Below are 23,917 nucleotides of genomic sequence, written 5' to 3'. Positions count from 1 at the left end.
ACGGGCGCGGAAACCGTGCTCACACGCCGGGCTTCCGCCCCCAGACGTACACGGTGTCGCCCTTCCTCAGCACTTCCCAGGCCCGCCGCGCGTCCGTCATGGTGAGGTTGACGCAGCCGTGCGAGCCGGCCCCCGAGAAGATGTCCTCGTAGACGCCGTGCAGCGCCTCCCCGCGGTCGAAGAACTGGGCGTAGGGCATCCGCGTGCCGTAGAGGTTCGAGATGTGGTGCCGGTGGCGCAGATAGATCCGGTACGAGCCGGTGCGGGTCTCCATCGTCGGCGCACCGCTCCGGATCGCCACCGGTTCGAGGATCACCCGGCCACCCTGCTGCACCCACATCAGCTGCCGGTTCAGGTCGACACACGCGGTCCGCTGGGCGAGGGCGGGGCAGTTCCCGGCCCGGTTGGGGTCCTTCCTGGCCCGCATCACCTGCACGATCGCCCCGGTGACCGGGCCGGCGAACCCGGTCGCCGGCGCGATGCGGTGGGCCTGCTGGAACCGCCGGATCGCCCGGCAGTCCCCGGTGCTCTGCCGCCCGTCCACCTGCCGCCCCAGGTAGCGCTCCGCCTGCCGCTGGTAGGGCCCGGTGGAGGCGCTGCACCGGGCCGCCCGGCCGGCGGGCGCCACCTCGGACCGCGGCACGTACTCGACGTGCCGGGGCCGGGCGGTCTCCCGCGCCGCGCGCGGCAGGCCGGGAACCAGGCCGGGCAGGCGGTACGCGGCGGACCGGGCCGCCACGGTGGGCGACGGCGCCACGGCGACCGCGGGCGGCCCGGCGACAACGAGGAGCGAGGCGCAGACCAGCAACGCCGAAAGGGTGCGTTTCATGCCCTCACGCATGCCGTGGGCGCGCCGCCGGACCGCCCGCCGGGGACCAGGTTCGCCCTGGTGCCCGCCCCATTCCCCCGCGGGGCGTAACGCCCGCCCCGGGATCTGTCAGTGCGTCACATCACGCCAGGCGGCGTCCAGATGACCGGCGACCTCGGAGGCCAGGACCGGCGCGCCGACCGGCCCGGCCGCCCGGCGCGCCGCCAGCCCGTGCAGATACGCGCCGACGGATCCGGCGTCCCGCGCCGCGAGGCCGGCGGCGAGCAGCGACCCGGTCACCCCCGACAGCACATCCCCGCTCCCGGCCGTCGCCAGCCAGCCGGTCCCGGTGGGGTTGACCCGTACGGGACCGTCCGCCTCCGCCACCAGCGTCGTCGAGCCCTTGAGCAGCACCGTGGCCCCGTAGCGCGCCGCCAACTCCCGTACGGAGGCCAGCCGCGCCGCCTCGACCTCCTCGCGCCCGCGCCCGAGCAGCGCGGCGGCCTCCCCCGCGTGCGGCGTCAGCAGCGTCTCCGCGGTCCGCTCCCGGACCCGCTCGGGCGTCAGGAAGCGCAGCCCGTCCGCGTCCACCAGCACCGGCACATCCGCCGCCAGCACGTCCTCCAGCGCCGCCGCCTCGTCCCCGATGCCGGGCCCGATCACCCACGCCTGCACCCGGCCCGCCTTGTCCGGCGGCCCGGGATGCACCAGGGTCTCCGGGAAGCGCGCCAGCACCGCGTCGGCGGCCGGCCCGACATACCGCACGGCCCCCGCGCCGCCCCGCAGCGCGCCCGCCACCGCGAGCACCGCCGCCCCCGGATACCGCGCGGACCCGGCGACCACCCCGACCACGCCCCGCCGGTACTTGTCGCTCTCCGGCGCCGGACGGGGCAGCAGCTCCGCCACGTCCGCGTGCTGCAACGCCTCCAGTTCGGCCTCCTGCGGCAGCCTGAGCCCGATGTCGACCAGCCGCAGCGCGCCGGCCCGCTCCCGCGCCGGATCGATCAGCAGCCCCGGCTTGTACGCCCCGAACGTCACCGTCGCATCGGCCCGTACGGCGTCCCCGTGCACCTCGCCGCTGTCCGCGTCCACCCCGCTGGGCAGGTCGACCGCCACCACCGTCGCCGACCCCCAGGCCGCCCGCGCGAGTTGCGCGGCCTCCGGGCGCAGCCCGCCGCGCCCGCCGATCCCGACGATGCCGTCCACGACGAGGCCGGCCCGGCCGATGTCCCGCGGCGCGTCGTCCGAAACCCGTCCCCCGGCGGCCCGCAGCGCGGCCAGTCCGCCCTGGTGGGCCCGTTCGGGCGACAGCAGCACCGCTGCCACCCCGGCCCCCCGCCGGGCCAGCCGGGCGCCGGCGTACAGCGCGTCCCCGCCGTTGTCACCGCTGCCCACCAGCAGCACCACCCGGCTGCCGTACACCTTGCCCAGCAACTCCCCGCAGGCCACGGCCAGTCCGGCCGCCGCCCGCTGCATCAGGGCCCCTTCGGGCAACCGGGCCATGAGCTCTCGCTCCGCGGCCCGGACGGTCTCCACGCTGTAGGCAGTCCTCATACCGCCAAGTCTCGCCCCTCACCCACCAGGTGCGGGGGATTTTCCCCGCCCGGGGACGGCGCCCGCCGCGACGGACCGGACGGGCGCCGTACGGCTCACCCCTCGGCGATCACCACGGCGGAGGCGACGCCGGCGTCATGACTCAGCGACACGTGCCACGACCGGACCCCGAGTTCCTCCGCCCGCGCCTCGACCGTGCCCTGCACCCGCAGCTTCGGCTGCCCGCTGTCCTCGACGTACACCTCGGCATCGGTCCAGTGCAGCCCGGCCGGCGCCCCGAGCGCCTTGGCCAGCGCCTCCTTGGCGGCGAACCGCGCCGCCAGGGACGCGATGCCCCGCCGTTCCCCGCTCGGCAATATCAGCTCGTCCTCGATGAACAGCCGGTGCGCCAGCTCCGGCGTGCGCTCCAGCGCCGCGCCGAAGCGGTCGATCTCGGCGACATCGATCCCCACCCCGATGATCACTCCACCGTCACCGACTTGGCGAGGTTGCGCGGCTGGTCGACCTCGTTGCCGCGGGCGGTGGCCAGCTCACAGGCGAAGACCTGCAACGGGACGGTGGACACCAGCGGCTGGAGCAGCACCGGCGTCCGCGGAATCCGTACGAGGTGGTCGGCGTAGGGCACGACGGTCTCGTCACCCTCCTCCGCGATGACGATCGTCCGCGCCCCCCGGGCCCGGATCTCCTGAATGTTCGACACGATCTTGTCGTGCAGCACCGACCGCCCACGCGGCGACGGCACGACCACCACCACCGGCAGATCGTCCTCGATCAGCGCGATCGGCCCGTGCTTGAGCTCCCCGGCCGCGAAGCCCTCCGCATGCATGTACGCGAGCTCCTTGAGCTTCAGCGCACCCTCCAGCGCCACCGGATAGCCCACATGCCGCCCGAGGAACAGCACCGTGTTCTTGTCGGCGAGCGAGCGCGCCAGCTCCCGTACCGGCTCCATCGTGCCGAGCACCTGCTCGACCTGGGTCCCGATGGCGGCCAGTTCGCGCACCACCGCCCGGATCTCGTCGCCCCACTTCGTGCCCCGCACCTGCGCGACGTACAGCGCCACCAGATAGCAGGCCACCAGCTGGGTCAGGAACGCCTTGGTGGAGGCCACCGCCACCTCGGGCCCGGCGTGCGTGTACAGCACCGCGTCCGACTCCCGCGGGATGGTCGACCCGTTCGTGTTGCAGATGGCGAGCACCTTCGCGCCCTGCTCCCGCGCATGCCGCAGCGCCATCAGGGTGTCCATCGTCTCGCCGGACTGACTGATCGCGATCACCAGCGTGTGCCGGTCCAGAATCGGATCGCGGTAGCGGAACTCACTCGCCAGCTCGGTCTCGCAGGGAATCCTGGTCCAGTGCTCGATCGCGTACTTGGCGATCATCCCCGCGTGGTACGCCGTCCCGCACGCCACGATGACGACCTTGTCGACCTCACGCAGCACCTCCGGCGGGATCCGCACCTCGTCCAGCGACAGCACGCCCGACGCGTCGATCCGCCCCAACAGCGTGTCCGCGACGGCCTTCGGCTGCTCCGCGATCTCCTTCAGCATGAAGTAGTCGTAGCCGCCCTTCTCGGCGGCCGAGGCGTCCCAGTCGACGTGGTACTCCCGCACCTCGGCGGGCGCCCCGTCGAAATCGGTGACCGTCACGGCCTCCCGGCGCAGCTCCACGACCTGGTCCTGGCCCAGCTCGATGGCCTCCCTCGTATGCGCGATGAACGCCGCCACATCGGAGGCCAGGAAGGCTTCACCGTCCCCGACGCCCACCACCAGCGGCGAGTTCCGGCGCGCCCCGACGACCACATCCGGCTCATCGGCGTGCACCGCGACCAGCGTGAACGCACCCTCCAGCCGCCGGCACACCTGCCGCATCGCCTCGGCCAGCTCGCCACAGGACGAGTAGCACTCGGCGAGCAGATGCGCCACGACCTCGGTGTCCGTCTCGGACGCCAACTCGTGCCCGCGGTCGGTGAGTTCGGCGCGCAGCCCGGCGAAGTTCTCGATGATGCCGTTGTGCACGACCGAGACCCGTCCGGCGTTGTCCAGATGCGGATGGGCGTTCTCGTCGGTGGGCCCGCCGTGCGTCGCCCATCGGGTGTGCCCGATCCCCGTCGACCCGGCCGGCAGCGGACGGTCCGCCAGCTCCTTCTCCAGGTTGGCCAGTTTCCCGGCCTTCTTGGCCGCCGCCAGCCCCCCATCGGCCAGCACCGCGACCCCCGCCGAGTCATACCCCCGGTACTCCAGCCGCTTCAGCCCGGCCAGGACCACGTCAAGGGCGCTCTGCCCGCCCACATATCCCACGATTCCGCACATGGTGGCAGCGTACGCGCCGGGTCCCGCCCGGCGGCGGCACGGCAACGCGGTGGGCTCGCGACCGCGCCGCCGCCCCCGAAATCAGCGGCCGGCTTCCGGCTCGGGGTCCGGAAGGAAGCCCTTCAGGTACCGCGTGCGGCTGTCCTTCACCCACCACCGGGCCATGAACAGGGCGCCATAAGCGGCAGCGCACAAGAGGAGGGTCGGCCAACGCCCCACACCGACGGCGACAGCGCCGAGCGCAAGCACCCCCACCAGAAGCCACCACAGCCCGCCGGCGTGCAACCTCGGATCCCAGGCCGGGAACGTCCGAATCGCCCGCAGGCCGTCTCCCTCGGGAAGTGATCCAGCAGCAGGCACAGGACTGCCCTCCGGGCAGTCCGACGCGTCAGCGACCCTGAGGACACCTCGCACGCATCGCTGCCCGTCCACGACCAGCACTGCGCGGAGCCGCTTCGGCCCAGGGCCGTTGACTGCGATTTTCTCCCAGTAGAGCGTTGCTTGAAGGCCCTTGATCTCCCGGGATAGATGAGCGGGATCGACCACCGGGTCGAGCAGAATTTCCAGGCGCTCTCCCTCGACGCCATCGAGTTTCACTCGGGGTTTCGGCTGCTTCGTCTCAACCCCCTTACTGTCGGTGATCTCGTCCACCACCACGCCGACACTCTTCACCGTTACGGGGAGCGAACGGCAAAGGCCCATCTTGAGGGGACGCCGCAGGCTGCGGGAGGCCCTGCTGAAGACCTCTCCCAGGACACCGAAAAGCGAGCAGAAGGCCGCGAGGACCCCTACCCCTGCCAACATGATCGGATGCCCGGCACCGCCCATCCTCTCTTCCAGCACTTCCCGGTCGGCGTCCACGAGAAAGCCAAGGCCGGCGGATGACGGTGCGAAGAGAGCCCAGACCTCGTCGCCGCGTGCCACCTGGCGCTTCGACGTGAACTCGGCCTTCTCGGACCTCGCCCCCGCGTCGAAGGGCACGGAAACCCGGGCAACCACCTTATAGTGCCTAGAGTTTTTGCTCCGGACATACTCGGAGGAGAGGACCTTCTGAATAGAGACCGCTTGGATATCGCCTTTGGCCTCGGTGATCCGAGCAGCTTCCGGGGAGGACGAAAGGGCCGCGTAGAAAAACAGCCCCACGGGCACGATCCCGGCACACAATCCGGTGGCGATCCACCCACGGTTGCGATCGGGCCACCAGTGGCTACGCGCCGCAATCCGCTCTCCTTGCGGAGAGGGCCCCCGCCGCAGGCACACCAGAGCACCTGCCAGGCCACCCACCACCAGCGCAAGACAGCCGAGCAGGTCCCAGCGGGGCAACGATGCGGAGGGCCGCATCAACACCCGCAGCGCAGCGGCCAGCACGCCTACCCCCGCCGCCGAGAGGCAGGCATTGATGGCCCGGGTCCGGATCATCCGAAAGTGTCCTTCACGCTTCGACTCCGAGGCCCTGACTTGGCCTCGGGATTCTTGTCTTCTTTCTCATCATCCCCCTGGGCCACCGCCTGACCTGCTCCTGCCAGGCCGGCACTGATCCCGCCCATCGGGCCATCGATCGACATCGCAGGACCGCTCCGCTCAGGCGCCGGGGTGAAGCCTTCGGGCGCCTGGAACCCTTCAGTAGGCTGATTGAGGCGCCCGACCCCAGCGACGGCGGCGCCGCCCGCGGCACCACCAACAGCATTGGCAGCGGTGCCCCACGCGGCGTCTTCCAAGTCGAACGATTCACCGGTCGCCACCTTGGCAGCCTCGGTGCCCCAGCCGCCGAGGACGTTGCCGCTGGCGCCGCCTGCCGCTCCGCTCGCCGCTCCACGAAGCAACGCTGATGAATTTGCCCCGAAACTTCCCTCTACGACTTTCGCGATCTTGAGCCCCGGCGCAGTCCCCACCGCCGCACCCACCCCGCCCTGCCAGGTCGCCTCCCAGAGGTCTGCCCCGCTCACCTTGTCCCCCGACCATGCCGCGCCCGCAACGGATCCCGCCGTATTGCCCGCCCAGTTGATGGCCACATTCGTGAGGAACTTGTTTGCCTTCGCGAGCTGACTGACACGCCGAAAGCCCGTAGCGATACGCGTGAGCATCGAGGCCAGACGGGCGGAAACCCGGGCGGCCTGCGCCGCAAGCCGGGTCGCGTTGGCGGCCGCCGCTGCACCGCCGAAACCCAGCGTCACAAAGGACAGTGCGACCCCGACGCCGATCGAGACACCGATCTCGACGTAGATCGCGTGGATCTCGTCGTTGACCTCTTCGATGGAGTCGGCGGCGTCGTCCAGCCCCTTCGCCGCATGGGTAAAGGTGGGCTCTGTCTTCTTAAGGCCCGCCTTCAGCGCGTTCCAGTGATGCTCGAAGGCATCGGCCGAATCGCCCTGCCAATGCTCGCCGAGCGTTGCCTGTACTTTTTTGTCGAGGGCATCGAAAGCCTCTTCCAGCTCCGAGCCCATGTTGCGCCAGGAGGTCGCTGCCGCCCGTAAAACGTCCGGCCGACCGCCGGGATTCACGAGCTCCAGCCCGGCCTCGACGATCTCCTCGCCGACCCCTTCGTTGCTCACTTGTCCCCCTGCTTGAATGCGGCAGCGATGTGCTCGTCCGACTCCTCGCTGTTTTTCACATTCTCCCGCAGGAGTTCACCGATCGCCTCGAGGTGCTTATGGAGCTTCCCCAGGGATTCCGACATGTTGTCAGATAATTCAATGTAGGCGGAGGTGACCTCTTCGGACTCGGTCAGGAGGCCGAATCCATCGTGAATCGCCTCGGAGTCCGTCTTCCCCTTGAACCCTTTCAGGGCACTCTCGATGTCATAGGCATAGCTGGCGAAATCTTTCCCCAACTTGCCGAGCTGAGCAGGTTCAATATGGAATTCTTTTGCCACCGAAGCCCCCGAGATCTGCGCATCGCCCAGACCTGCCCCCGGCACACAGTGCAGCAGGGCGCAACGCCCGAGCCTCTGACCCGGCCAGGCTAGTGAGAGCCAGGTGGCCGATTCACAGAATCAGCCACCTCCTCGCGTGGCATTTCACAGAACATGTCGGGACCTGGCCACGGCCAAATCGGACCAAGTCGTGGCAATGTGCCGTAGTCAACGCGGCTGAGCAGAGGCCGAGTTGCGGACGGGAGCTCTCCAGCCCTTCAGTACCCCCGAGATATCCGCACATGCGCCTCCCGCACCGCTTCCAAGGACTCCTCGTCCGCCTCGGCGTCCGCGCCGGGGCCGCCGCCCGGCTCGTGGCGCTCCAGGAAATCGGCGAGGTCCTCTCCCAGGTCCTCGTCCGGCAGTTCCTCGGCCAGCTCGGCGTACACCTGGGCGGCGAAGCCGTCCGTGGTGCAGTCCGGACCGGTGTGGTCCGCGCCGGCGCTTTTCCCCCAGGGCCGATGTCCCAGCAGACCGGCCTTACGCGTGCGCACCCGAACCCCCCTGATTCGTCCGCGGCCCGTCTCCGGGCCCTTCCCCGCCGCTGACCGTACCGGGCAATATCATCCGGGTACAGACAGGGTGGCCGAGAAACACCCAAGCCCACCCCGACATCCACAAGACCACCTTCCGGCGCCGTGCCGGCCACCCCGAGATGAACGGCGGGTGGCGGCTGCGCACAATGGGCGCGTGCCCCTGACGACCGATCCGCAGCAACGACGCCGCGCCGACAGCTCCCCGTACGTCGATCTGACGCGCGCACAGTGGAGCGCCCTGCGGGAGAAGACCCCGCTGCCCCTGACGGCCGACGAGGTCGAGCAGCTGCGTGGCCTGGGCGATGTCATCGACCTCGACGAGGTACGCGATGTCTATCTCCCGCTGTCCCGGCTCCTCAACCTCTATGTCGGCGCCACCAGCAATCTGCGCGGTGCGCTGAACACCTTCCTCGGCGACGCAGGCGGCGGCCCCCAGCCCGGCACCCCGTTCGTCATCGGGGTCGCGGGCAGCGTGGCGGTCGGGAAGTCCACCACCGCCCGGCTGCTTCAGGCGCTGCTGGCCCGCTGGCCCGAGCATCCGCGCGTCGAGCTGGTCACCACCGACGGCTTCCTCTTCCCCAACGCCGAACTGCACCGGCGCGGCCTGATGTCCCGTAAGGGCTTCCCGGAGTCCTACGACCGGCGGGCGCTGACCCGCTTCGTCGCGGCGGTGAAGTCCGGCAAGGCCCAGGTCACCGCACCGGTCTACTCCCACCTGATCTACGACATCGTGCCGGGCGAGCAGCTGACCGTGCAGCGCCCCGACATCCTCATCGTCGAGGGCCTGAACGTCCTCCAGCCGGCCCTGCCCGGCAAGGACGGCCGCACCCGCCTCGGTCTCGCCGACTTCTTCGACTTCTCCGTCTACGTCGACGCCCGCACCGAGGACATCGAGAAGTGGTACCTCGGCCGCTTCCGCAAGCTGCGCGAGACCGCCTTCCAGAACCCGTTCTCGTACTTCCGCAAGTACACCCAGGTCTCCGAGGACGAGGCACTCGACTACGCCCGGATGATCTGGCGCACCGTCAACAAGCCCAATCTCCAGCAGAACGTCGCCCCGACCCGCGGCCGCGCCAACCTGGTGCTCCGCAAGGGGCCGGACCACAAGGTGCAGCGGCTGTCGCTGCGCAAGCTCTAGGGAGTGCGAACACCGTGCTGCATCTGCGCCTGATCGTCCCCGCGGACCGTACGGACGAGGTGCTCCAGCTGCTGGAGCGGACCGTCGGGACCACCCATCTCGTCGTGCTGAGCGGGGCGGCCCGGGAGCCGCGGGGCGATGTGGTGCTGTGCGACGTCGCCCGGGAGGCCGGCGACGGACTGCTGGCCCGGCTGCGGGAGATGGGCCTCGACCGAAGCGGTTCCATCGCGCTGGAGCACATCGATCTGTCGCTGTCCCGGCGGGCCGACCGGGCGGAGGACGAGGCCCCCGGCGAGGGCGCGGACGCCGTCCTGTGGGAGTCGCTGACCGACGCCACCCACGAGGAGTCGACGCTGTCGGCCACCTATCTCGCGTTCCTGACCCTCGCGACGATGATCGCGGCCTGCGGTGTGGTCCTCGACAACGCCATCCTGATCGTCGGCGCGATGGCGGTCGGGCCCGAGTTCGGCCCGCTGGCGGGCATCTCCACGGCCCTGGTCCGGCGCGCCCCGCGGCCGGCCTGGCGCTCGCTGGTGGCGCTGGTCGTCGGCTTCGTCGTGGCCATGGTGCTGACCTGCGGCTTCAGCTACTTCATGGATGCGGTGGGGCTGTTCACCGAGCACCGGGTCAAGGGCCCCCGGCCCAATACGTCGTTCATCTGGCAGCCGGACTGGATGTCCTTCGTGGTGGCCTTCCTCGCCGGCGTCGCCGGCACCCTCTCGCTGACCTCGGCGAAGTCCGGTGCCCTGGTGGGCGTGGCCATCTCCGTGACGACCGTGCCCGCCGCCGCCAACGCCGCCGTCGCCTTCACCTACGGCGACTACGCGCAGACCTGGGGCTCCGTCGGCCAGCTCGGGCTGAACATGGTGGGCATCGTGATCGCCGGCACCCTCACCCTGGCCACACAGAAGCTGCTGTGGGCCCGGCACGGCACCCTCCCGGTCGCCGGCTAGCGACCGGAAACGGGCTCGTCCCGGACCGGAGACGGGCTCCCCCGGAGCGGACGGCCCGCCCCGGACCGGAAACGGCCCCGCCCCGGAGCGGCGACATGCCACCCCGGGGCGAGGCCGGTGCGTTCCGCGACACTCACCCGCGGTGTCTCAACGGCGGCCGCGGCCACCGCCCACGGCACTCATCCCAGCGCCGACTTGACCGCGTCCGCCAGCCGCTCGGCCACCGCACGGGCCTGCTCGATGTCCGCCGCCTCCACCATCACCCGCACCAGCGGCTCCGTACCGGACGGCCGCAGCAGCACCCGCCCGGTGGCGCCCAGCTCGCGCTCCGCCTCGGCGACCGCCGCGGTCACCTCGGGAGAGGTGGCCACCCGGGACTTGTCGACGTCGGGGACGTTGATCAGGATCTGCGGCAGCCGCTCCATGACGCCCGCCAGCTCGGCCAGCGGCTTGCCGGTCGCGGCGACCCGGGCGGCCAGCATCAGACCGGTCAGCGTGCCGTCACCGGTGGTGGCGTGGTCCAGCACGATGACGTGCCCGGACTGCTCACCGCCCAGCGCGAGGCCGTGCGCCTTCATCTCCTCCAGGACGTAGCGGTCGCCGACCGCGGTCTGGACGAGGTCGATGCCCGCGCCCTCCATGGCCAGCTTGAAGCCGAGGTTCGACATCACGGTGGCGACCACGATGTTCTTGCGCAGCGTGCCCGCCTCGCGCATGCCGAGCGCCAGGACGGCCAGGATCTGGTCGCCGTCGATCTCGTTGCCCTCGCGGTCCACGGCCAGGCAGCGGTCCGCGTCGCCGTCGTGGGCGACACCCAGGTCCGCGCCGTGCTCGACCACCGCGGCCCGCAGCAGCTCCAGGTGCGTGGAGCCGCAGCCGTCGTTGATGTTCAGGCCGTCGGGGTCGGTGCCGATCGTGATGACGTCGGCGCCGGCCCGGGCGAACGCCTCGGGCGAGACCCGCGCCGCCGCGCCGTGCGCGCCATCGATGACGATCTTCAGCCCGTCCAGGCGGTTGGGCAGCACGCCGACGAGGTGCGCGACATAGTTGTCGAAGCCCTCGTCATAGACGGTGACCCGGCCCACGCCGGCCCCGGTCGGCCGCTCCCAGGGCTCACCGGAGCTGTGCGCGCGGTAGGTGTGCTCGATACGGTCCTCCAGCTCGTCGGCGAGCTTGTGGCCGCCGCGGGCGAAGAACTTGATGCCGTTGTCGGGCATCGGGTTGTGGCTGGCGGAGAGCATCACGCCGAGGTCCGCGCCGAGCGAGCCGGTCAGATACGCGACCGCCGGGGTCGGGAGCACTCCCACCCGCAGCACGTCCACGCCGGCGCTGGCCAGGCCCGCGACGACCGCGGCCTCCAGGAACTCACCGGACGCGCGTGGATCGCGTCCGACCACCGCCACCGGCCGGTGACCCTCGAAAGTGCCGGCTTCCGCGAGCACATGCGCCGCAGCGACCGACAGACCGAGCGCCAGCTCCGCCGTCAGATCCGCATTGGCGACACCGCGCACCCCGTCCGTGCCGAAGAGTCGTCCCACTGGTGTCCTCCGAGTAGATGAGCTTGGACCAGAGCATTAAGTCCAGGTATACGCCCCTGGTCCCGGATAGCCGAACGCCCCGGCAGCACGGAGGTGCCACCGGGGCGTTCGCCAAGGTGCTGCACGGTGCAGCAGGCGCGATTAGCGCTTGCTGTACTGCGGCGCCTTGCGGGCCTTCTTCAGACCGGCCTTCTTGCGCTCGACCGCGCGGTCGTCACGCTTGAGGAATCCGGCCTTCTTCAGCGCCGGGCGGTTGTTGTCCACGTCCGCCTCGTTCAGCGCACGGGCCACGCCCAGGCGCAGCGCACCGGCCTGGCCGGAGATGCCGCCGCCGGAGATGCGGGCGACGACGTCGTAGCGGTTGTCGAGCTCGAGCACCTTGAAGGGCTCGTTGACTTCCTGCTGGTGCACCTTGTTGGGGAAGTAGCCCTCAAGGGTGCGACCGTTGATCTTCCACTGGCCGGTGCCCGGAACGATCCGGACGCGGGCGATGGCGTTCTTGCGACGGCCCAGGCCGGCCGCCGGCTGCGGGTCGCCGAAGCGGGAGGCGAGGGACTCGGAGGTGTACTCCGACTCCACGACCTCGGTCTCGGTGGTGTATTCCTCGACGGCGTCGTCGTTCTCGATGACGGTCTCGGGAGTGGTCTCGGCCACGATGCTCCTCAGATTCTCTGTCGTCTTAGGGGGTGGCCGGACTTACTGCGCGACCTGGGTGATCTCGAACGGGACCGGCTGCTGCGCAGCGTGCGGGTGCTCGGCACCTGCGTAGACCTTCAGCTTCGAGAGCATCTGACGGCCGAGGGTGTTCTTGGGGAGCATGCCCTTGATGGCCTTCTCGACGGCCTTCTCGGGGTTCTTGTCGAGCAGCTCGTCGTAGCGGACCGAGCGCAGACCGCCCGGGAAGCCCGAGTGGCGGTAGGCCATCTTCTGGGTCCGCTTGTTGCCGGACAGGTGCACCTTGTCGGCGTTGACGATGATGACGAAGTCACCCATGTCAACGTGCGGCGCGTAGACCGGCTTGTGCTTGCCCCGGAGAAGGGACGCGGCCTGGCTGGCCAGACGGCCCAGGACAACGTCCTGCGCGTCAATGATGTGCCACTGGCGCTGGACATCGCCGGGCTTGGGGCTGAACGTACGCACGTCTTAGCCTTCGCTTCTTAAGTGAATGGGTCCTGTACTGGTCGCCGTGACCGATCCCGCAGCAGGGCGGCACTACGGGTGACGCAACCCGATCGTCCGCCGCTGGTTATCGGTCCAGGGACCGGCGTAAGGGCCCCTCACGTGAGATAGAGCAAGCCAATACGCATAACGAACCAGCAGAATACCGGGCCGTGCCCAGCGGGGTCAAAACGCCGCCCGAAGCGGCGTACGGTCCGGGGCGGCCGCCCTACCGCTTCCGCTCCACCCGCCGCTCGTCCCACACCGGCTCCGCCGTCTCCCGCACCAGCCCGTCCGAGCCGAACACCAGGAACCGGTCGAAGGACTTCGCGAACCACCGGTCATGGGTGACCGCCACCACCGTGCCGTCGTACGCCTCCAGCCCCTCCTGAAGCGCCTCCGCCGACTCCAGGTCCAGGTTGTCGGTCGGCTCGTCGAGCAGCAGGGCGGTCGTCCCGGCCAGCTCCAGCAGCAGGATCTGGAAGCGCGCCTGCTGGCCGCCGGAGAGCCGGTCGAAGCGCTGCTCGGCCTGTTTCTCCAGCTCATAGCGGCGCAGCGCCGACATGGCCTGGCCCTTGTCCTTGGCGTGCTCGGTCCACAGGACGTCGAGCAGGGTGCGGCCCAGCAGCTCGGGGTGGGCATGCGTCTGCGCGAAGTGACCGGGGACGACCCGGGCGCCCAGCTTCCAGGCGCCGGTGTGCGGGACGGGCTGCGCGGACTCATCGGCGTCTCCGGCCAGCAGCCGCAGGAAGTGCGACTTGCCGGAACCGTTGGAGCCGAGGACCGCGACCCGCTCGCCGTAGAAGATCTCCAGGGAGAAGGGCTTCATGAGGCCGGTCAGCTCCAGCCCCTCGCAGGTGATCGCGCGCACACCGGTCCGCCCGCCGCGCAGCCGCATGGTGATCTCCTGCTCGCGCGGCGGCTCCGGCGGCGGCCCGGCCTCCTCGAACTTCCGCAGCCGGGTCTGGGCGGCCTGGTAGCGGGAGGCGAGACCGTCGTTGAACGCCGCCTTGTTCTTGAGCATGTTCACCAGCTGCTTCAGCTGCACATGCTTCTCGTCCCAGCGCCGCCGCAGCTCCTCGAAGCGGGCGAAGCGCTCCTTGCGGGCCTCGTGATACGTGGCGAAACCGCCACCGTGCACCCAGACGTCGGAGCCCGCCGGGCCCGGCTCCACGCTGACGATCTTCTCCGCGGCGCGGGCCAGCAGCTCCCGGTCGTGCGAGACGAACAGCACCGTCTTACGGGTCTCCCGCAGCTGCTCCTCCAGCCACCGCTTGCCCGGCACGTCCAGATAGTTGTCCGGCTCGTCCAGCAGCAGCACCTCGTCGGTGCCGCGCAGCAGCGACTCCAGCACCAGCCGCTTCTGCTCACCGCCGGACAGCGTGCGCACCTTGCGCCACTGCGCCTTCTCGTACGGCATCCCCAGCGCCGCCGTCGTGCAGATGTCCCAGACGGTCTCGGCCTCGTAGCCGCGGGCCTCGGCCCAGTCGCTGAGCGCCTGGGCATAGGCCATCTGCGCGGCCTCGTCGTCGTCCTCGGCGGTCATGATCGCCAACTCGGCGGCGTCCACCGCGGCGGCGGCCTCCCTGATCCGCGGCTGCGCCACGGAAACCAGCAGGTCACGCACGGTGCGCTCGTCCCGTACGGAGCCCACGAACTGCGGCATCACCCCGAGCCCGCCGCTGACCGTCACCGCCCCGCCGTGCGGCTGGAGCTCCCCCGCGATCAGCCGCAGCAGCGTCGTCTTGCCGGCCCCGTTGGCGCCCACCAGCGCGACCGACGCGCCCTCCCCCACCCGGAAGGACACATCCCCCAGCAGGACCCTCCCGTCCGGGAGGTAGTACTCCAGATGTCCGGCCTCAAGATGTCCCATGAACGGGATTGTGACCGGCCGCCAAGCCTTCTACCAACCGGATTAGGATGCGCGGCATGAGCTTTGGGCAAGGCGGGCCGTTCGACGGCCCCGGGGGTTCTTCGTCGTCGACGCCGGACTGGGGCGCACTCGCCGAGGAGAGTGAGGCACAGGCCCGCCGCAAACGCTGGATGTGGATCGGCGGCGGCGTGCTGGCGGCCCTCGCGGTGGCCGGCATCGTCACCGCCGCCGTCATGACCGGCGGCGCGAAGGGCGGCAGTCCGACGGCGTCGCCCAGCGCGTCCGACGACGCCGCGGTGCCGGACGACCAGCCGTCGTTCCCGGACGTCTCCGTCCCGCCCCCGCCCAACCCGCGGGACTACATCTCCGACCCCAAGAAGGACAAGGCGCCGCTGACGCCCGCCACCCTCTTCCCGCAGAAGAGCATGGTCGTCGGCGAGCACACCTACCCCCGCACCAAGACCGCCGCCACCCAGGACTGCACCGCCGGCGCCCAGGGCCCGCTGGTCTCCTCGCTGACCCACAACGGCTGCCGGAAGCTGCTGCGGGCCACGTACTCCAAGGGCGGCGTCGCGGTCACCCTCGGTATCGCGGTCTTCGACTCCCCGGCCCAGGCCACCAAGGTCATGAACGAGAACAAGGCCAACCTCATGCCGCTGCCCGGGGGCGGTGTCCCCGCGGACTTCTGCCAGGGCACGAAGTGCCGGATGGCGACCAATGCGACCGGCCGCTACGCCTACTTCACGATCGCCGGCTACCTCAACGGCAAGGACGTCACCGGCACCGAGACCAAGGCCCGGCAGATCGCCCGGGACGGCGGTGCCTACGCGTTCAGCCAGATCACCCAGCGTGGCAAGGATCAGGCCGCCCAGGCCGCCGAGCAGCAGCTGAAGGACGCCCGCAAGAAGGCCGGCCAGTCCTGACGCCTCCGGTGGCGCCGCTCTTCCGGCGCCACCACCGGGCCTCCCGGGCCGCCGCTCAGCAGCAGCCGCCGCCCGCCGGCAGCGTCCGCTTGTTCCGCGCCTCCTGGTTGCGCGCCATCAGCAGGGCGTCGGCCGGATAGCCGACCTCCTCCAGCGTCAGCCCATGGGGCCGTACGACATGCACGGCGGAGTCCCGCACCCCGGCGGCCAGCACCTTGCCCGGCCACTCCACGGGCCGGTGCCCGTCCCCGACGAAGAGCATCGCCCCCACCAGCGACCGCACCATGTTGTGGCAGAAGGCATCCGCCCGCACGGTCGCCGTGATGATCCCGTCGGCCCCCCGCACCCAGCTCAGCTCCTGGAGCGTACGGATCGTCGTCGCGCCCTCCCGCCGCTTGCAGTACGCCGCGAAGTCGTGCTCCCCCAGCAGCGGCCGGGATGCCTCGTTCATCGCCTCGACGTCCAGCGCCCAGTCGTGCCACAGCACATGGCCGCGCAGCAGCGGGTCCACCCCGCCGTGGTGATCGGTCACCCGGTACGCATAGCGCCGCCAGATCGCCGAGAACCGCGCATTGAATCCGTACGGCGCCTCGGCGAGCCGCCACACCCGCACGTCCTTCGGCAGCCGCCCGGCCAGCCGCCGCAGCAGTTTGTCCTGATGCTCGGCCCACAGCTCCGCCGGCAGATCCACATGCGCCACCTGCCCCCGCGCGTGCACCCCCGCGTCCGTCCGCCCGGCCACGGTGAGCTCATACGTCTCCGCGGACCGGGTCACCGTCCGCAGCGCGTCCTCGATCTCCCCCTGGACGGTCCGCCGCCCGCCGGCCTGCTTCGCCCATCCGGAGAAGTCCTTGCCGTCGTAGGAAAGGTCCATCCGCACCCGGACCGCGCCCGGCTTCACTTCGTCACTCACACCAGCAATCCTCTCAACCCCGCGCCGGACGCCCGCACCGGAAGACGAAAGCGGGCCCGCCCCGAAGGGCGGACCCGCTGACGCTCAAGCCGGGACTCAGGCGTCCTTCGACTCCTCGGTCGCCTCGGCAGCCGTGGCCGCCTCCGCGTCCTTGGCCGCACGCTTGGTCGCGGCCTCGGCCTCACCGGTGGCCTGCTGGGCCACGGTCAGCGCCTCCACCAGCTCGATGACGGCCATGGGAGCGTTGTCGCCACGACGGTTACCGATCTTGGTGATACGGGTGTAGCCACCCGGGCGGTTCTCGAACCGCGGGGCGATCTCCGTGAAGAGCGTGTGCACGACGCTCTTGTCCGAGATCAGCTGCATGACCTGACGGCGGTTGTGAAGGTCGCCCTTCTTCGCCTTGGTCACCAGGCGCTCCGCGTACGGACGCAGACGACGGGCCTTGGCCTCGGTCGTCGTGATGCGGCCGTGCTCGAAGAGCGCGGTGGCCAGGTTGCGCAGCATGAGGCGCTCGTGCGCAGCGCTGCCGCCCAGACGGGCACCCTTGGCGGGCTTCGGCATGTTCTTTCTCCTTGGTATCTGCCCCGGCCGTATCAGGTACCGAGGTCAGGACCCGGTGAGCGGTTGCTCACCGGCAACAACCAGCGCCCCGTAAGGGGCGCGGGGAACTGCGCGACCAGCCACAGCGGCCGCGCAGTCACAATCCGGCTGTCTCGACCGAGCTCTTAGTACTGCTCGGTCTCGACGAAACCGGCGTCGGCGTCGTCATCGGCCCCGAAGGCGTCAGCCGCAGCCGTCGGGTCGAATCCGGGCGGGCTGTCCTTGAGCGCCAGGCCCATGCCGGCCAGCTTCGCCTTGACCTCGTCGATCGACTTCGCACCGAAGTTGCGGATGTCGAGCAGGTCGGCCTCGGAGCGCGCCACGAGCTCACCCACGGAGTGGATGCCCTCACGCTTGAGGCAGTTGTACGAGCGGACCGTGAGCTCCAGCTCCTCGATCGGCAGCGCCAGGTCGGCGGCCAGGGCGGCGTCCGTCGGGGACGGGCCCATGTCGATGCCCTCGGCGTCGATGTTGAGCTCGCGCGCCAGACCGAACAGCTCGACCAGGGTCTTACCGGCGGACGCCATGGCGTCACGCGGGCGCATGGCCTGCTTGGTCTCGACGTCGACGATCAGCTTGTCGAAGTCGGTGCGCTGCTCGACACGGGTCGCCTCGACCTTGTAGGTGACCTTGAGCACCGGCGAGTAGATGGAGTCGACCGGGATACGGCCGATCTCCTGGCCCACCTGCTTGTTCTGGACGGCGGAGACATAGCCGCGACCGCGCTCGACGGTCAGCTCCATCTCCAGCTTGCCCTTGCCGTTGAGGGTGGCGAGGACCAGGTCCGGGTTGTGCACCTCGACACCGGCCGGCGGGGCGATGTCCGCCGCGGTGACCAGGCCGGGACCCTGCTTGCGCAGGTACATCACGACCGGCTCGTCGTGCTCCGAGGAGACGACCAGCTGCTTGATGTTGAGGATGAGGTCGGTGACGTCCTCCTTGACGCCCGGCACGGTGGTGAACTCGTGCAGGACACCGTCGATGCGGATGGACGTGACCGCCGCACCCGGGATCGAGGACAGGAGGGTACGACGCAGAGAGTTGCCGAGGGTGTAACCGAAGCCCGGCTCCAGCGGCTCGATCACGAACCGGGAGCGGTATTCGTCGACGACCTCTTCGGTCAACGAGGGACGCTGAGCAATCAGCATGTTCTTCGATCCTTCAGTCGTGGACGCCCGCTATTTGACGTCCGCTGTACTGACAAGGGTACGGGCGGCACGGCGCCATCGGCTCCGTACCGCCCCCACCGGTCAGCTCTTACTTGGAGTAGAGCTCGACGATCAGCTGCTCCTGCACCTGGGTGTCGATCACCTGGCGCTCGGGCATGCTGTGCACGAGAATCCGCAGGTTCGACGGAATCGCTTCCAGCCAGGCCGGAACCGTCTTCTCGCCGGCCTCGGCCTTGGCCACCTCGAAGGGGGTCAGGTTCCGAGAGCCCTCGCGGACCTCGACGATGTCGTTCACGGCCACCCGCGCCGACGGGATGTCGGTCTTGCGGCCGTTCACGGTGATGTGTCCGTGACGCACCAGCTGACGGGCGTGGTCGCGGGACTTGGCAAAGCCGGCCCGGTAGACCACGTTGTCGAGGCGGGTCTCAAGGATGCGCAGAAGGTTCTCACCGGTCTTGCCGGTCTTCTGGTTCGCTTCCTTGTAGTAGTTCACGAACTGCTTCTCAAGGACACCGTAGATGCGGCTGCACTTCTGCTTCTCACGAAGCTGGAGCAGGTACTCGCTGTCCTTGGTGCGCCCGCGACCGTGCTCACCCGGGGGGTAAGGACGGATCTCGATCGGGCACTTTGCGCTCTCGCACTTGCTCCCCTTGAGGAAGAGCTTCTGCTTCTCCCGACGGCAACGCTTGCAGTCGGCCCCGGTGTAACGCGCCATTTTCCAGTTGTCTCCGTTACCTCAGTGCGTCAGACGCGCCGGCGCTTGGGCGGGCGGCATCCGTTGTGCGGGGTGGGGGTCACGTCCTGGATCGAACCCACCTCGAGGCCGGTGGCCTGGAGGGAGCGGATCGCGGTCTCACGGCCGGAGCCGGGACCCTTGACGAAGACGTCGACCTTGCGCATGCCGTGCTCCTGCGCGCGGCGGGCGGCCGACTCGGCGGCCATCTGCGCGGCGAAGGGGGTGGACTTGCGCGAGCCCTTGAAGCCGACGTGGCCGGCCGAGGCCCAAGAGATCACGTTGCCCGTGGGGTCCGTGATCGAGACGATCGTGTTGTTGAACGTGCTCTTGATGTGAGCGTGCCCGTGGGCAACGTTCTTCTTCTCCTTGCGGCGCACCTTCTTGGCGCCGGCCGTACGGCCCTTCGGAGGCATTCATTACTCCCGTGGAGGTGGTCGGTCCTACAGCGAAGACCGCTTGGGGGGCTTGGGGGGTGTCCCCCCGAAGCACACAGTGCGTCCTGCTGAGGACTACTTCTTGCCCGGCTTCTTCTTGCCGGCGATCGCGCGACGCGGGCCCTTGCGGGTACGGGCGTTCGTGCTGGTGCGCTGACCGTGCACCGGCAGACCGCGGCGGTGACGCAGACCCTGGTAGCAGCCGATCTCGACCTTGCGGCGGATGTCGGCCTGGATCTCGCGACGGAGGTCACCCTCGGTCTTGAGGTTGTTGTCCACGTACTCGCGGATCTTGACGAGGTCTTCCTCGGCCAGGTCGCGAACACGGGTGTTCGGGTTCACGCCGGTGGCAGCGAGAGTCTGCTGCGAGAGCGTCCGCCCGATACCGAAGACGTAGGTGAGGGCGACCTCCACACGCTTTTCGCGCGGGAGATCAACGCCTGCGAGGCGTGCCATTGATGTGGCTCCTGATGGCTATTCGGAGGTCTTCCGCAGCACCGTTCCCGTAAGACTCTGAAGAATTACGAGCCGGGTCCCCGGCCTCCGAGCCGGGGGTGTCGTCCCCACGCGAGTGATGCGGGGGTCGGGTGACTGCGTATGTACGTATGTGCTTGCGTCGCGCGAAAACTGCGAAATGCAGGTGGTCGGCGTGCGTCAGCCCTGGCGCTGCTTGTGGCGCAGGTTGTCGCAGATGACCATGACCCGGCCGTGGCGGCGGATCACCTTGCACTTGTCGCAGATCTTCTTGACGCTCGGCTTGACCTTCATGGGATGTGAGGTTCTCCGGGTCAGTGCCGTCACCCCACGGGAGCGGGGCGCCGACAAGATCTACTTGTAGCGGTAGACGATCCGGCCACGCGTCAGGTCGTACGGAGAAAGCTCCACGACGACCCGGTCATCCGGGAGGATACGGATGTAGTGCATCCGCATCTTGCCGCTGATGTGCGCGAGGACCTTGTGACCGTTCTGGAGCTCCACCTTGAACATGGCGTTCGGGAGAGACTCGATCACGGTGCCCTCGATCTCGATGGCACCTTGCTTCTTGGCCACGCTTCGCCCTTCGAATCGGCTACCTTGATCGACTATCCCGCATCACACCCTCAACCAAGAGGGCATACGGATGCACGAGAGCCGACGCGTCAGTCTACGCCAGGGTCCTGGAAAAGACGAATCCAGGATTATTGCCCATCGGGCGTGATCCTTACGCCACAGGGGCGGCCGACACCGCAGAAGCCGGCTCAGGCGATGGGGTCTCCCCTGGTCCTTAAGACCTTGAGGAAGGGTCGGGCGCCGCCGTGATCCCCAGCTCGGCCAGCTTGGCCTTGCCGCCGTCCGGCGCGGTCAGCACCAGCGGGCCTTCCTCGGTCAGCGCGACCGAGTGCTCCCAGTGCGAGGACCAGCTGCCGTCGTTCGACTTGACCGTCCAGTCGTCGTCGAGCACATGCGTCTTGGCGGTGCCGAGGTTCACCATCGGCTCGATCGCGATGCAGAAGCCGGGCACCAGCTTCGGGCCGCGGCCGCGCTTGCGGTCGACGTAGTTCAGCAGATGCGGGTCCATGTGCATCTGCGAGCCGATGCCGTGGCCGCCGTAGTCCTCGACGATGCCGTACTTACCGCCGGCCGGCCGGGGCTGGCGGCGGATGTAGCCCTCGATCGCCTTGGAGATGTCGACCAGGCGGTTGCCCTTGGCGACCGCCGCGATGCCGGCCCACATCGACTCCTCGGTGACCCGGCTCAGCTCGACCAGCTCCGGTGCGTGACCGGAGCCGACGAAGGCGGTGTACGCGGCGTCGCCGTGCCAGCCGTCGATGATCGCGCCGCAGTCGATGGAGATGATGTCGCCGTCCTGGAGCACCGTCTCGGCGTCGGGGATGCCGTGGACCACGACGTCGTTCACCGAGGTGCAGATCGTCGCGGGGAAGCCGCCGTAACCGAGGAAGTTCGACTTCGCACCGTGTTCGGCGAGCACCTTGCGTGCCGCGTCGTCCAGATCCTTCGTTGTGGCCCCGGGCACCGCAACCTTCCGGGTCGCCGCGTGAATGGCGGCGACCACCAGCCCCGCCTCGCGCATCTTCGCGATCTGCTCGGGGGTCTTGATCTCCACCATGACGGCTGGCGCCTTTCCTGAACCGACTACAACGCTTCTCCGGCGGCCGTCACGACCGCCCCGTACACGATACGGCCGCGGTACCCGTTGCGGGCACCGCGGCCGTAGGCACGACGTTCTTGCTGCTACGCGTCCCGGGACGGCAGGGCCGCCATCGCGCGCTTGGTCACCTCGTCGACCTTGCCCATCGCGGGGATGGTCACCACCAGGTCCTGAGCCTTGTAGTAGTCGATGATCGGCTCGGTCTCCGTGTGGTAGACCTCCAGGCGCTTGCGGACGGTCTCCTCACGGTCGTCGTCCCGCTGGTACAGCTCGCCGCCGCAGACGTCACAGACGCCCTCGGCCTCCGGCTTGTTGTACTCGGCGTGGAAGACGTGGCTGCTGTCGTTGCGGCAGATGCGCCGGCCGGCGATCCGCTTGACGACCTCGTCCTCGGGGACCTCCAGGTCCAGGACGGCGTCCAGCGTGAGGTTCTTGTCCTTGAGGTACTCGTCCAGCGCCTTGGCCTGGCCCAGGTTGCGGGGGAAGCCGTCCAGCAGGAAGCCGTTGGCTGCGTCGGGCTGCTCCATACGGTCCTCGGCCATCGCGATGGTGACCGAGTCGGGCACCAGATTGCCGGCGTCCATGTATGACTTCGCCTCGCGGCCGAGGGGCGTGCCCTGGCTGATGTTGGCGCGGAACAGGTCCCCCGTGGAGATGTGCGGGATCGCGAGGTTCTTGGCAAGGTACGCAGCCTGCGTACCCTTGCCGGCCCCCGGGGGTCCGACGAGGACGATTCGCATCAGCGGAGGAACCCTTCGTAGTTGCGCTGCTGAAGCTGGCTCTCGATCTGCTTCACGGTCTCCAGACCCACACCCACGATGATCAGGATGCTCGTCCCGCCGAACGGGAAGTTCTGGTTCGCGTTGAAAAGCACCAACGCCACTGTTGGTACGAGCGCGATCAGCCCCAGGTACAGCGAGCCCGGCCACGTGATCCGGTTGAGCACGTAGCTGAGGTACTCGGCCGTCGGGCGACCAGCCCGGATACCCGGGATGAAGCCACCATACTTCTTCATGTTGTCGGCAACTTCTTCGGGGTTGAAGCTGATGGCCACGTAGAAGAAGGCGAAGAACACGATCAGCAGGAAGTACGTAACGATGTAAACCGGGTGATTTCCCTTGGTGAAGTTGGTGGCGATCCACGTCGCCCATGCCGCCTTCGACCCGCTGAACTGTGCGATGAGGGCTGGAATGTAGAGCAGCGATGACGCGAAGATGACAGGAATCACACCTGCCTGATTCACCTTGAGCGGGATGTAAGTGGACGTACCGCCGTAGGACCGGCGGCCGATCATCCGCTTCGCGTACTGCACCGGGATCCGCCGCTGCGCCTGCTCGACGAAGACCACCAGGGCGACCATCGCCAGGCCCACCGCGATCACCGCGAAGAACTCGATCCAGCCGTCGGCCAGCTTGCCGGTGAGCTTGATCTGCCACAGCGCGCCCGGGAAGCCGGCGGCGATCGAGATGAACATCAGGATCGACATGCCGTTGCCGATACCGCGGTCGGTGACCAGCTCACCGAGCCACATGATCAGGCCGGTGCCGGCGGTCATCGTGATGACCATCGTGATGGTGGTGAAGATCGAGTCGCTGGGGACGATCTCGCTGGCGACCGGGCAGCTCTGGAAGAGCGCACCGCTGCGGGCGGTGGCCACCAGGCCGGTGCCCTGGAGGATCGCCAGCGCCACGGTCAGATAGCGCGTGTACTGAGTGATCTTGGCCTGGCCGGACTGCCCCTCCTTCTTGAGGGCCTCCAGCCGGGGGATCACGACGGTCAGCAGCTGGAGGATGATGCTCGCCGTGATGTACGGCATGATCCCCAGCGCGAAGATCGTGATCTGAAGCAGCGCACCACCGCTGAACATGTTCACCAGGGCGAACAACCCGCTGTTACCGCCGGCCTGCTTCATACAGGTCTCGACGTTCGCGTAATTCACCCCGGGGACCGGGACATGCGCGCCGATCCGGTAGAGCACGATGATGCCCAATGTGAACAGCAGCTTTTTGCGCAGGTCGGGCGTCTTGAACGCTCGGGCGAACGCGGTGAGCACGGTGCCTCCTGCGCCTCCCGCCTGTGCGAGAGGTGACGGTCTTGAGGATCGACGAATAGTTAGCGGCCAAAACCGCACAGGCACGGCCTGTGCGGCGAACGTCCGAGGACGGGTCCCGGACAAAACAACACTGCACGCCACCTTACCGGCGACCGTACCC

26 protein-coding genes are annotated in these 23,917 nt (G+C 69.2%); 3 read left to right on the top strand and 23 right to left on the bottom strand.

Translation table 11 applies throughout. The features are described from left to right. Positions 1-19 precede the first annotated feature (19 nt). From ACFWJW_RS29405 to ACFWJW_RS29370, 8 genes are all read right to left on the bottom strand, one after another. A complete protein-coding gene (locus ACFWJW_RS29405; protein WP_387247079.1) occupies positions 20-829 on the bottom strand; it encodes a L,D-transpeptidase in 810 nt (269 codons plus the stop codon). Between the two features lie 108 nt (positions 830-937). After that, positions 938-2,362 (bottom strand): NAD(P)H-hydrate dehydratase, encoded by a 1,425-nt coding sequence (locus tag ACFWJW_RS29400; protein ID WP_387247077.1) that lies wholly within the window; start codon positions 2,360-2,362, stop codon positions 938-940. A 95-nt stretch (positions 2,363-2,457) separates the two neighbouring features. Beyond that, a complete protein-coding gene (locus ACFWJW_RS29395) occupies positions 2,458-2,826 on the bottom strand; it encodes a holo-ACP synthase (RefSeq protein ID WP_387247075.1) in 369 nt (122 codons plus the stop codon). Continuing rightward, positions 2,823-4,670: a glutamine--fructose-6-phosphate transaminase (isomerizing) gene (gene glmS / locus ACFWJW_RS29390; protein ID WP_266738378.1), complete on the bottom strand. Its 1,848-nt coding sequence runs from the start codon at positions 4,668-4,670 to the stop codon at positions 2,823-2,825. The genes ACFWJW_RS29395 and glmS overlap by 4 nt, the downstream gene beginning before the upstream one ends. Before the next feature lie 81 nt (positions 4,671-4,751). After that, complete coding sequence (locus ACFWJW_RS29385; RefSeq protein ID WP_387247073.1) at positions 4,752-6,089, bottom strand: hypothetical protein; 1,338 nt, start codon at positions 6,087-6,089, stop codon at positions 4,752-4,754. Then, positions 6,086-7,222: a WXG100 family type VII secretion target gene (locus tag ACFWJW_RS29380; RefSeq protein WP_387247071.1), complete on the bottom strand. Its 1,137-nt coding sequence runs from the start codon at positions 7,220-7,222 to the stop codon at positions 6,086-6,088. Before ACFWJW_RS29380 ends, ACFWJW_RS29385 begins: the two co-directional genes overlap by 4 nt. Then, positions 7,219-7,587: a hypothetical protein gene (locus tag ACFWJW_RS29375; RefSeq protein WP_387247069.1), complete on the bottom strand. Its 369-nt coding sequence runs from the start codon at positions 7,585-7,587 to the stop codon at positions 7,219-7,221. Before ACFWJW_RS29375 ends, ACFWJW_RS29380 begins: the two co-directional genes overlap by 4 nt. Before the next feature lie 212 nt (positions 7,588-7,799). Continuing rightward, positions 7,800-8,075, bottom strand: a complete 276-nt coding sequence (locus ACFWJW_RS29370; RefSeq protein WP_387247067.1) for a hypothetical protein — start codon at positions 8,073-8,075, stop codon at positions 7,800-7,802. 196 nt (positions 8,076-8,271) lie between these two features. Between ACFWJW_RS29370 and coaA the strand changes: the two genes are divergently transcribed. Then, on the top strand, positions 8,272-9,255 hold the full coding sequence (gene coaA / locus ACFWJW_RS29365; protein WP_387247065.1) for a type I pantothenate kinase: 984 nt from the start codon (positions 8,272-8,274) through the stop codon (positions 9,253-9,255). A 14-nt stretch (positions 9,256-9,269) separates the two neighbouring features. Further along, a complete protein-coding gene (locus ACFWJW_RS29360) occupies positions 9,270-10,208 on the top strand; it encodes a DUF389 domain-containing protein (protein WP_387247063.1) in 939 nt (312 codons plus the stop codon). 179 nt (positions 10,209-10,387) lie between these two features. On the opposite strand, the gene glmM is transcribed toward ACFWJW_RS29360, so the two are convergent. From glmM to ACFWJW_RS29340, 4 genes are all read right to left on the bottom strand, one after another. Beyond that, entirely contained in the window at positions 10,388-11,746 is a 1,359-nt protein-coding gene (gene glmM / locus ACFWJW_RS29355) for a phosphoglucosamine mutase (RefSeq protein ID WP_387247061.1), read from the bottom strand. Between the two features lie 141 nt (positions 11,747-11,887). After that, on the bottom strand, positions 11,888-12,400 hold the full coding sequence (rpsI, locus tag ACFWJW_RS29350; RefSeq protein WP_042155909.1) for a 30S ribosomal protein S9: 513 nt from the start codon (positions 12,398-12,400) through the stop codon (positions 11,888-11,890). A gap of 42 nt (positions 12,401-12,442) precedes the next feature. Beyond that, the gene (rplM, locus tag ACFWJW_RS29345; protein WP_042155907.1) at positions 12,443-12,886 is read right to left on the bottom strand and encodes a 50S ribosomal protein L13; all 444 of its coding nucleotides are present in this window, start codon (positions 12,884-12,886) and stop codon (positions 12,443-12,445) included. Between the two features lie 247 nt (positions 12,887-13,133). Then, complete coding sequence (locus tag ACFWJW_RS29340) at positions 13,134-14,777, bottom strand: ABC-F family ATP-binding cassette domain-containing protein (protein ID WP_387247059.1); 1,644 nt, start codon at positions 14,775-14,777, stop codon at positions 13,134-13,136. Positions 14,778-14,833: 56 nt separating this feature from the next. On the opposite strand from ACFWJW_RS29340, the gene ACFWJW_RS29335 reads away from it, so the two are divergent. Beyond that, complete coding sequence (locus ACFWJW_RS29335; RefSeq protein ID WP_387247057.1) at positions 14,834-15,700, top strand: hypothetical protein; 867 nt, start codon at positions 14,834-14,836, stop codon at positions 15,698-15,700. Between the two features lie 55 nt (positions 15,701-15,755). Here the strand turns inward: ACFWJW_RS29335 and truA are convergent, their stop codons facing one another. The 11 genes from truA to secY all read right to left on the bottom strand — a co-directional run bounded on the left by truA (position 15,756) and on the right by secY (position 23,757). Further along, on the bottom strand, positions 15,756-16,613 hold the full coding sequence (gene truA, locus ACFWJW_RS29330; protein WP_387247055.1) for a tRNA pseudouridine(38-40) synthase TruA: 858 nt from the start codon (positions 16,611-16,613) through the stop codon (positions 15,756-15,758). Between the two features lie 96 nt (positions 16,614-16,709). Continuing rightward, positions 16,710-17,177, bottom strand: coding sequence for a 50S ribosomal protein L17 (gene rplQ, locus ACFWJW_RS29325; RefSeq protein WP_018090886.1), 468 nt, complete (start codon positions 17,175-17,177; stop codon positions 16,710-16,712). 164 nt (positions 17,178-17,341) lie between these two features. Further along, a complete protein-coding gene (locus tag ACFWJW_RS29320) occupies positions 17,342-18,364 on the bottom strand; it encodes a DNA-directed RNA polymerase subunit alpha (RefSeq protein ID WP_003956430.1) in 1,023 nt (340 codons plus the stop codon). A 109-nt stretch (positions 18,365-18,473) separates the two neighbouring features. Next, positions 18,474-19,100, bottom strand: coding sequence for a 30S ribosomal protein S4 (gene rpsD, locus ACFWJW_RS29315; protein ID WP_042155896.1), 627 nt, complete (start codon positions 19,098-19,100; stop codon positions 18,474-18,476). 29 nt (positions 19,101-19,129) lie between these two features. Beyond that, positions 19,130-19,534, bottom strand: coding sequence for a 30S ribosomal protein S11 (gene rpsK, locus ACFWJW_RS29310; RefSeq protein ID WP_004571845.1), 405 nt, complete (start codon positions 19,532-19,534; stop codon positions 19,130-19,132). Positions 19,535-19,630: 96 nt separating this feature from the next. Further along, positions 19,631-20,011 carry a 30S ribosomal protein S13 gene (gene rpsM, locus ACFWJW_RS29305; protein ID WP_018090888.1) on the bottom strand — a complete coding sequence of 127 codons (381 nt, stop codon included), beginning with the start codon at positions 20,009-20,011 and terminating at the stop codon, positions 19,631-19,633. Between the two features lie 198 nt (positions 20,012-20,209). Then, positions 20,210-20,323: a 50S ribosomal protein L36 gene (rpmJ, locus tag ACFWJW_RS29300; RefSeq protein WP_003956441.1), complete on the bottom strand. Its 114-nt coding sequence runs from the start codon at positions 20,321-20,323 to the stop codon at positions 20,210-20,212. A gap of 60 nt (positions 20,324-20,383) precedes the next feature. Then, on the bottom strand, positions 20,384-20,605 hold the full coding sequence (gene infA / locus ACFWJW_RS29295) for a translation initiation factor IF-1 (RefSeq protein ID WP_003956442.1): 222 nt from the start codon (positions 20,603-20,605) through the stop codon (positions 20,384-20,386). 214 nt (positions 20,606-20,819) lie between these two features. After that, the gene (map, locus tag ACFWJW_RS29290) at positions 20,820-21,662 is read right to left on the bottom strand and encodes a type I methionyl aminopeptidase (protein WP_387247051.1); all 843 of its coding nucleotides are present in this window, start codon (positions 21,660-21,662) and stop codon (positions 20,820-20,822) included. 125 nt (positions 21,663-21,787) lie between these two features. Further along, the gene (locus ACFWJW_RS29285; RefSeq protein ID WP_387247049.1) at positions 21,788-22,444 is read right to left on the bottom strand and encodes an adenylate kinase; all 657 of its coding nucleotides are present in this window, start codon (positions 22,442-22,444) and stop codon (positions 21,788-21,790) included. Then, positions 22,444-23,757, bottom strand: a complete 1,314-nt coding sequence (secY, locus tag ACFWJW_RS29280) for a preprotein translocase subunit SecY (protein WP_208683146.1) — start codon at positions 23,755-23,757, stop codon at positions 22,444-22,446. Before secY ends, ACFWJW_RS29285 begins: the two co-directional genes overlap by 1 nt. Positions 23,758-23,917: the final 160 nt, after the last annotated feature.

Source organism: Streptomyces sp. NPDC127097 (assembly GCF_042724075.1).
Lineage (GTDB): Bacteria > Actinomycetota > Actinomycetes > Streptomycetales > Streptomycetaceae > Streptomyces.
This window is presented reverse-complemented; position numbering and strand designations above follow the sequence as displayed.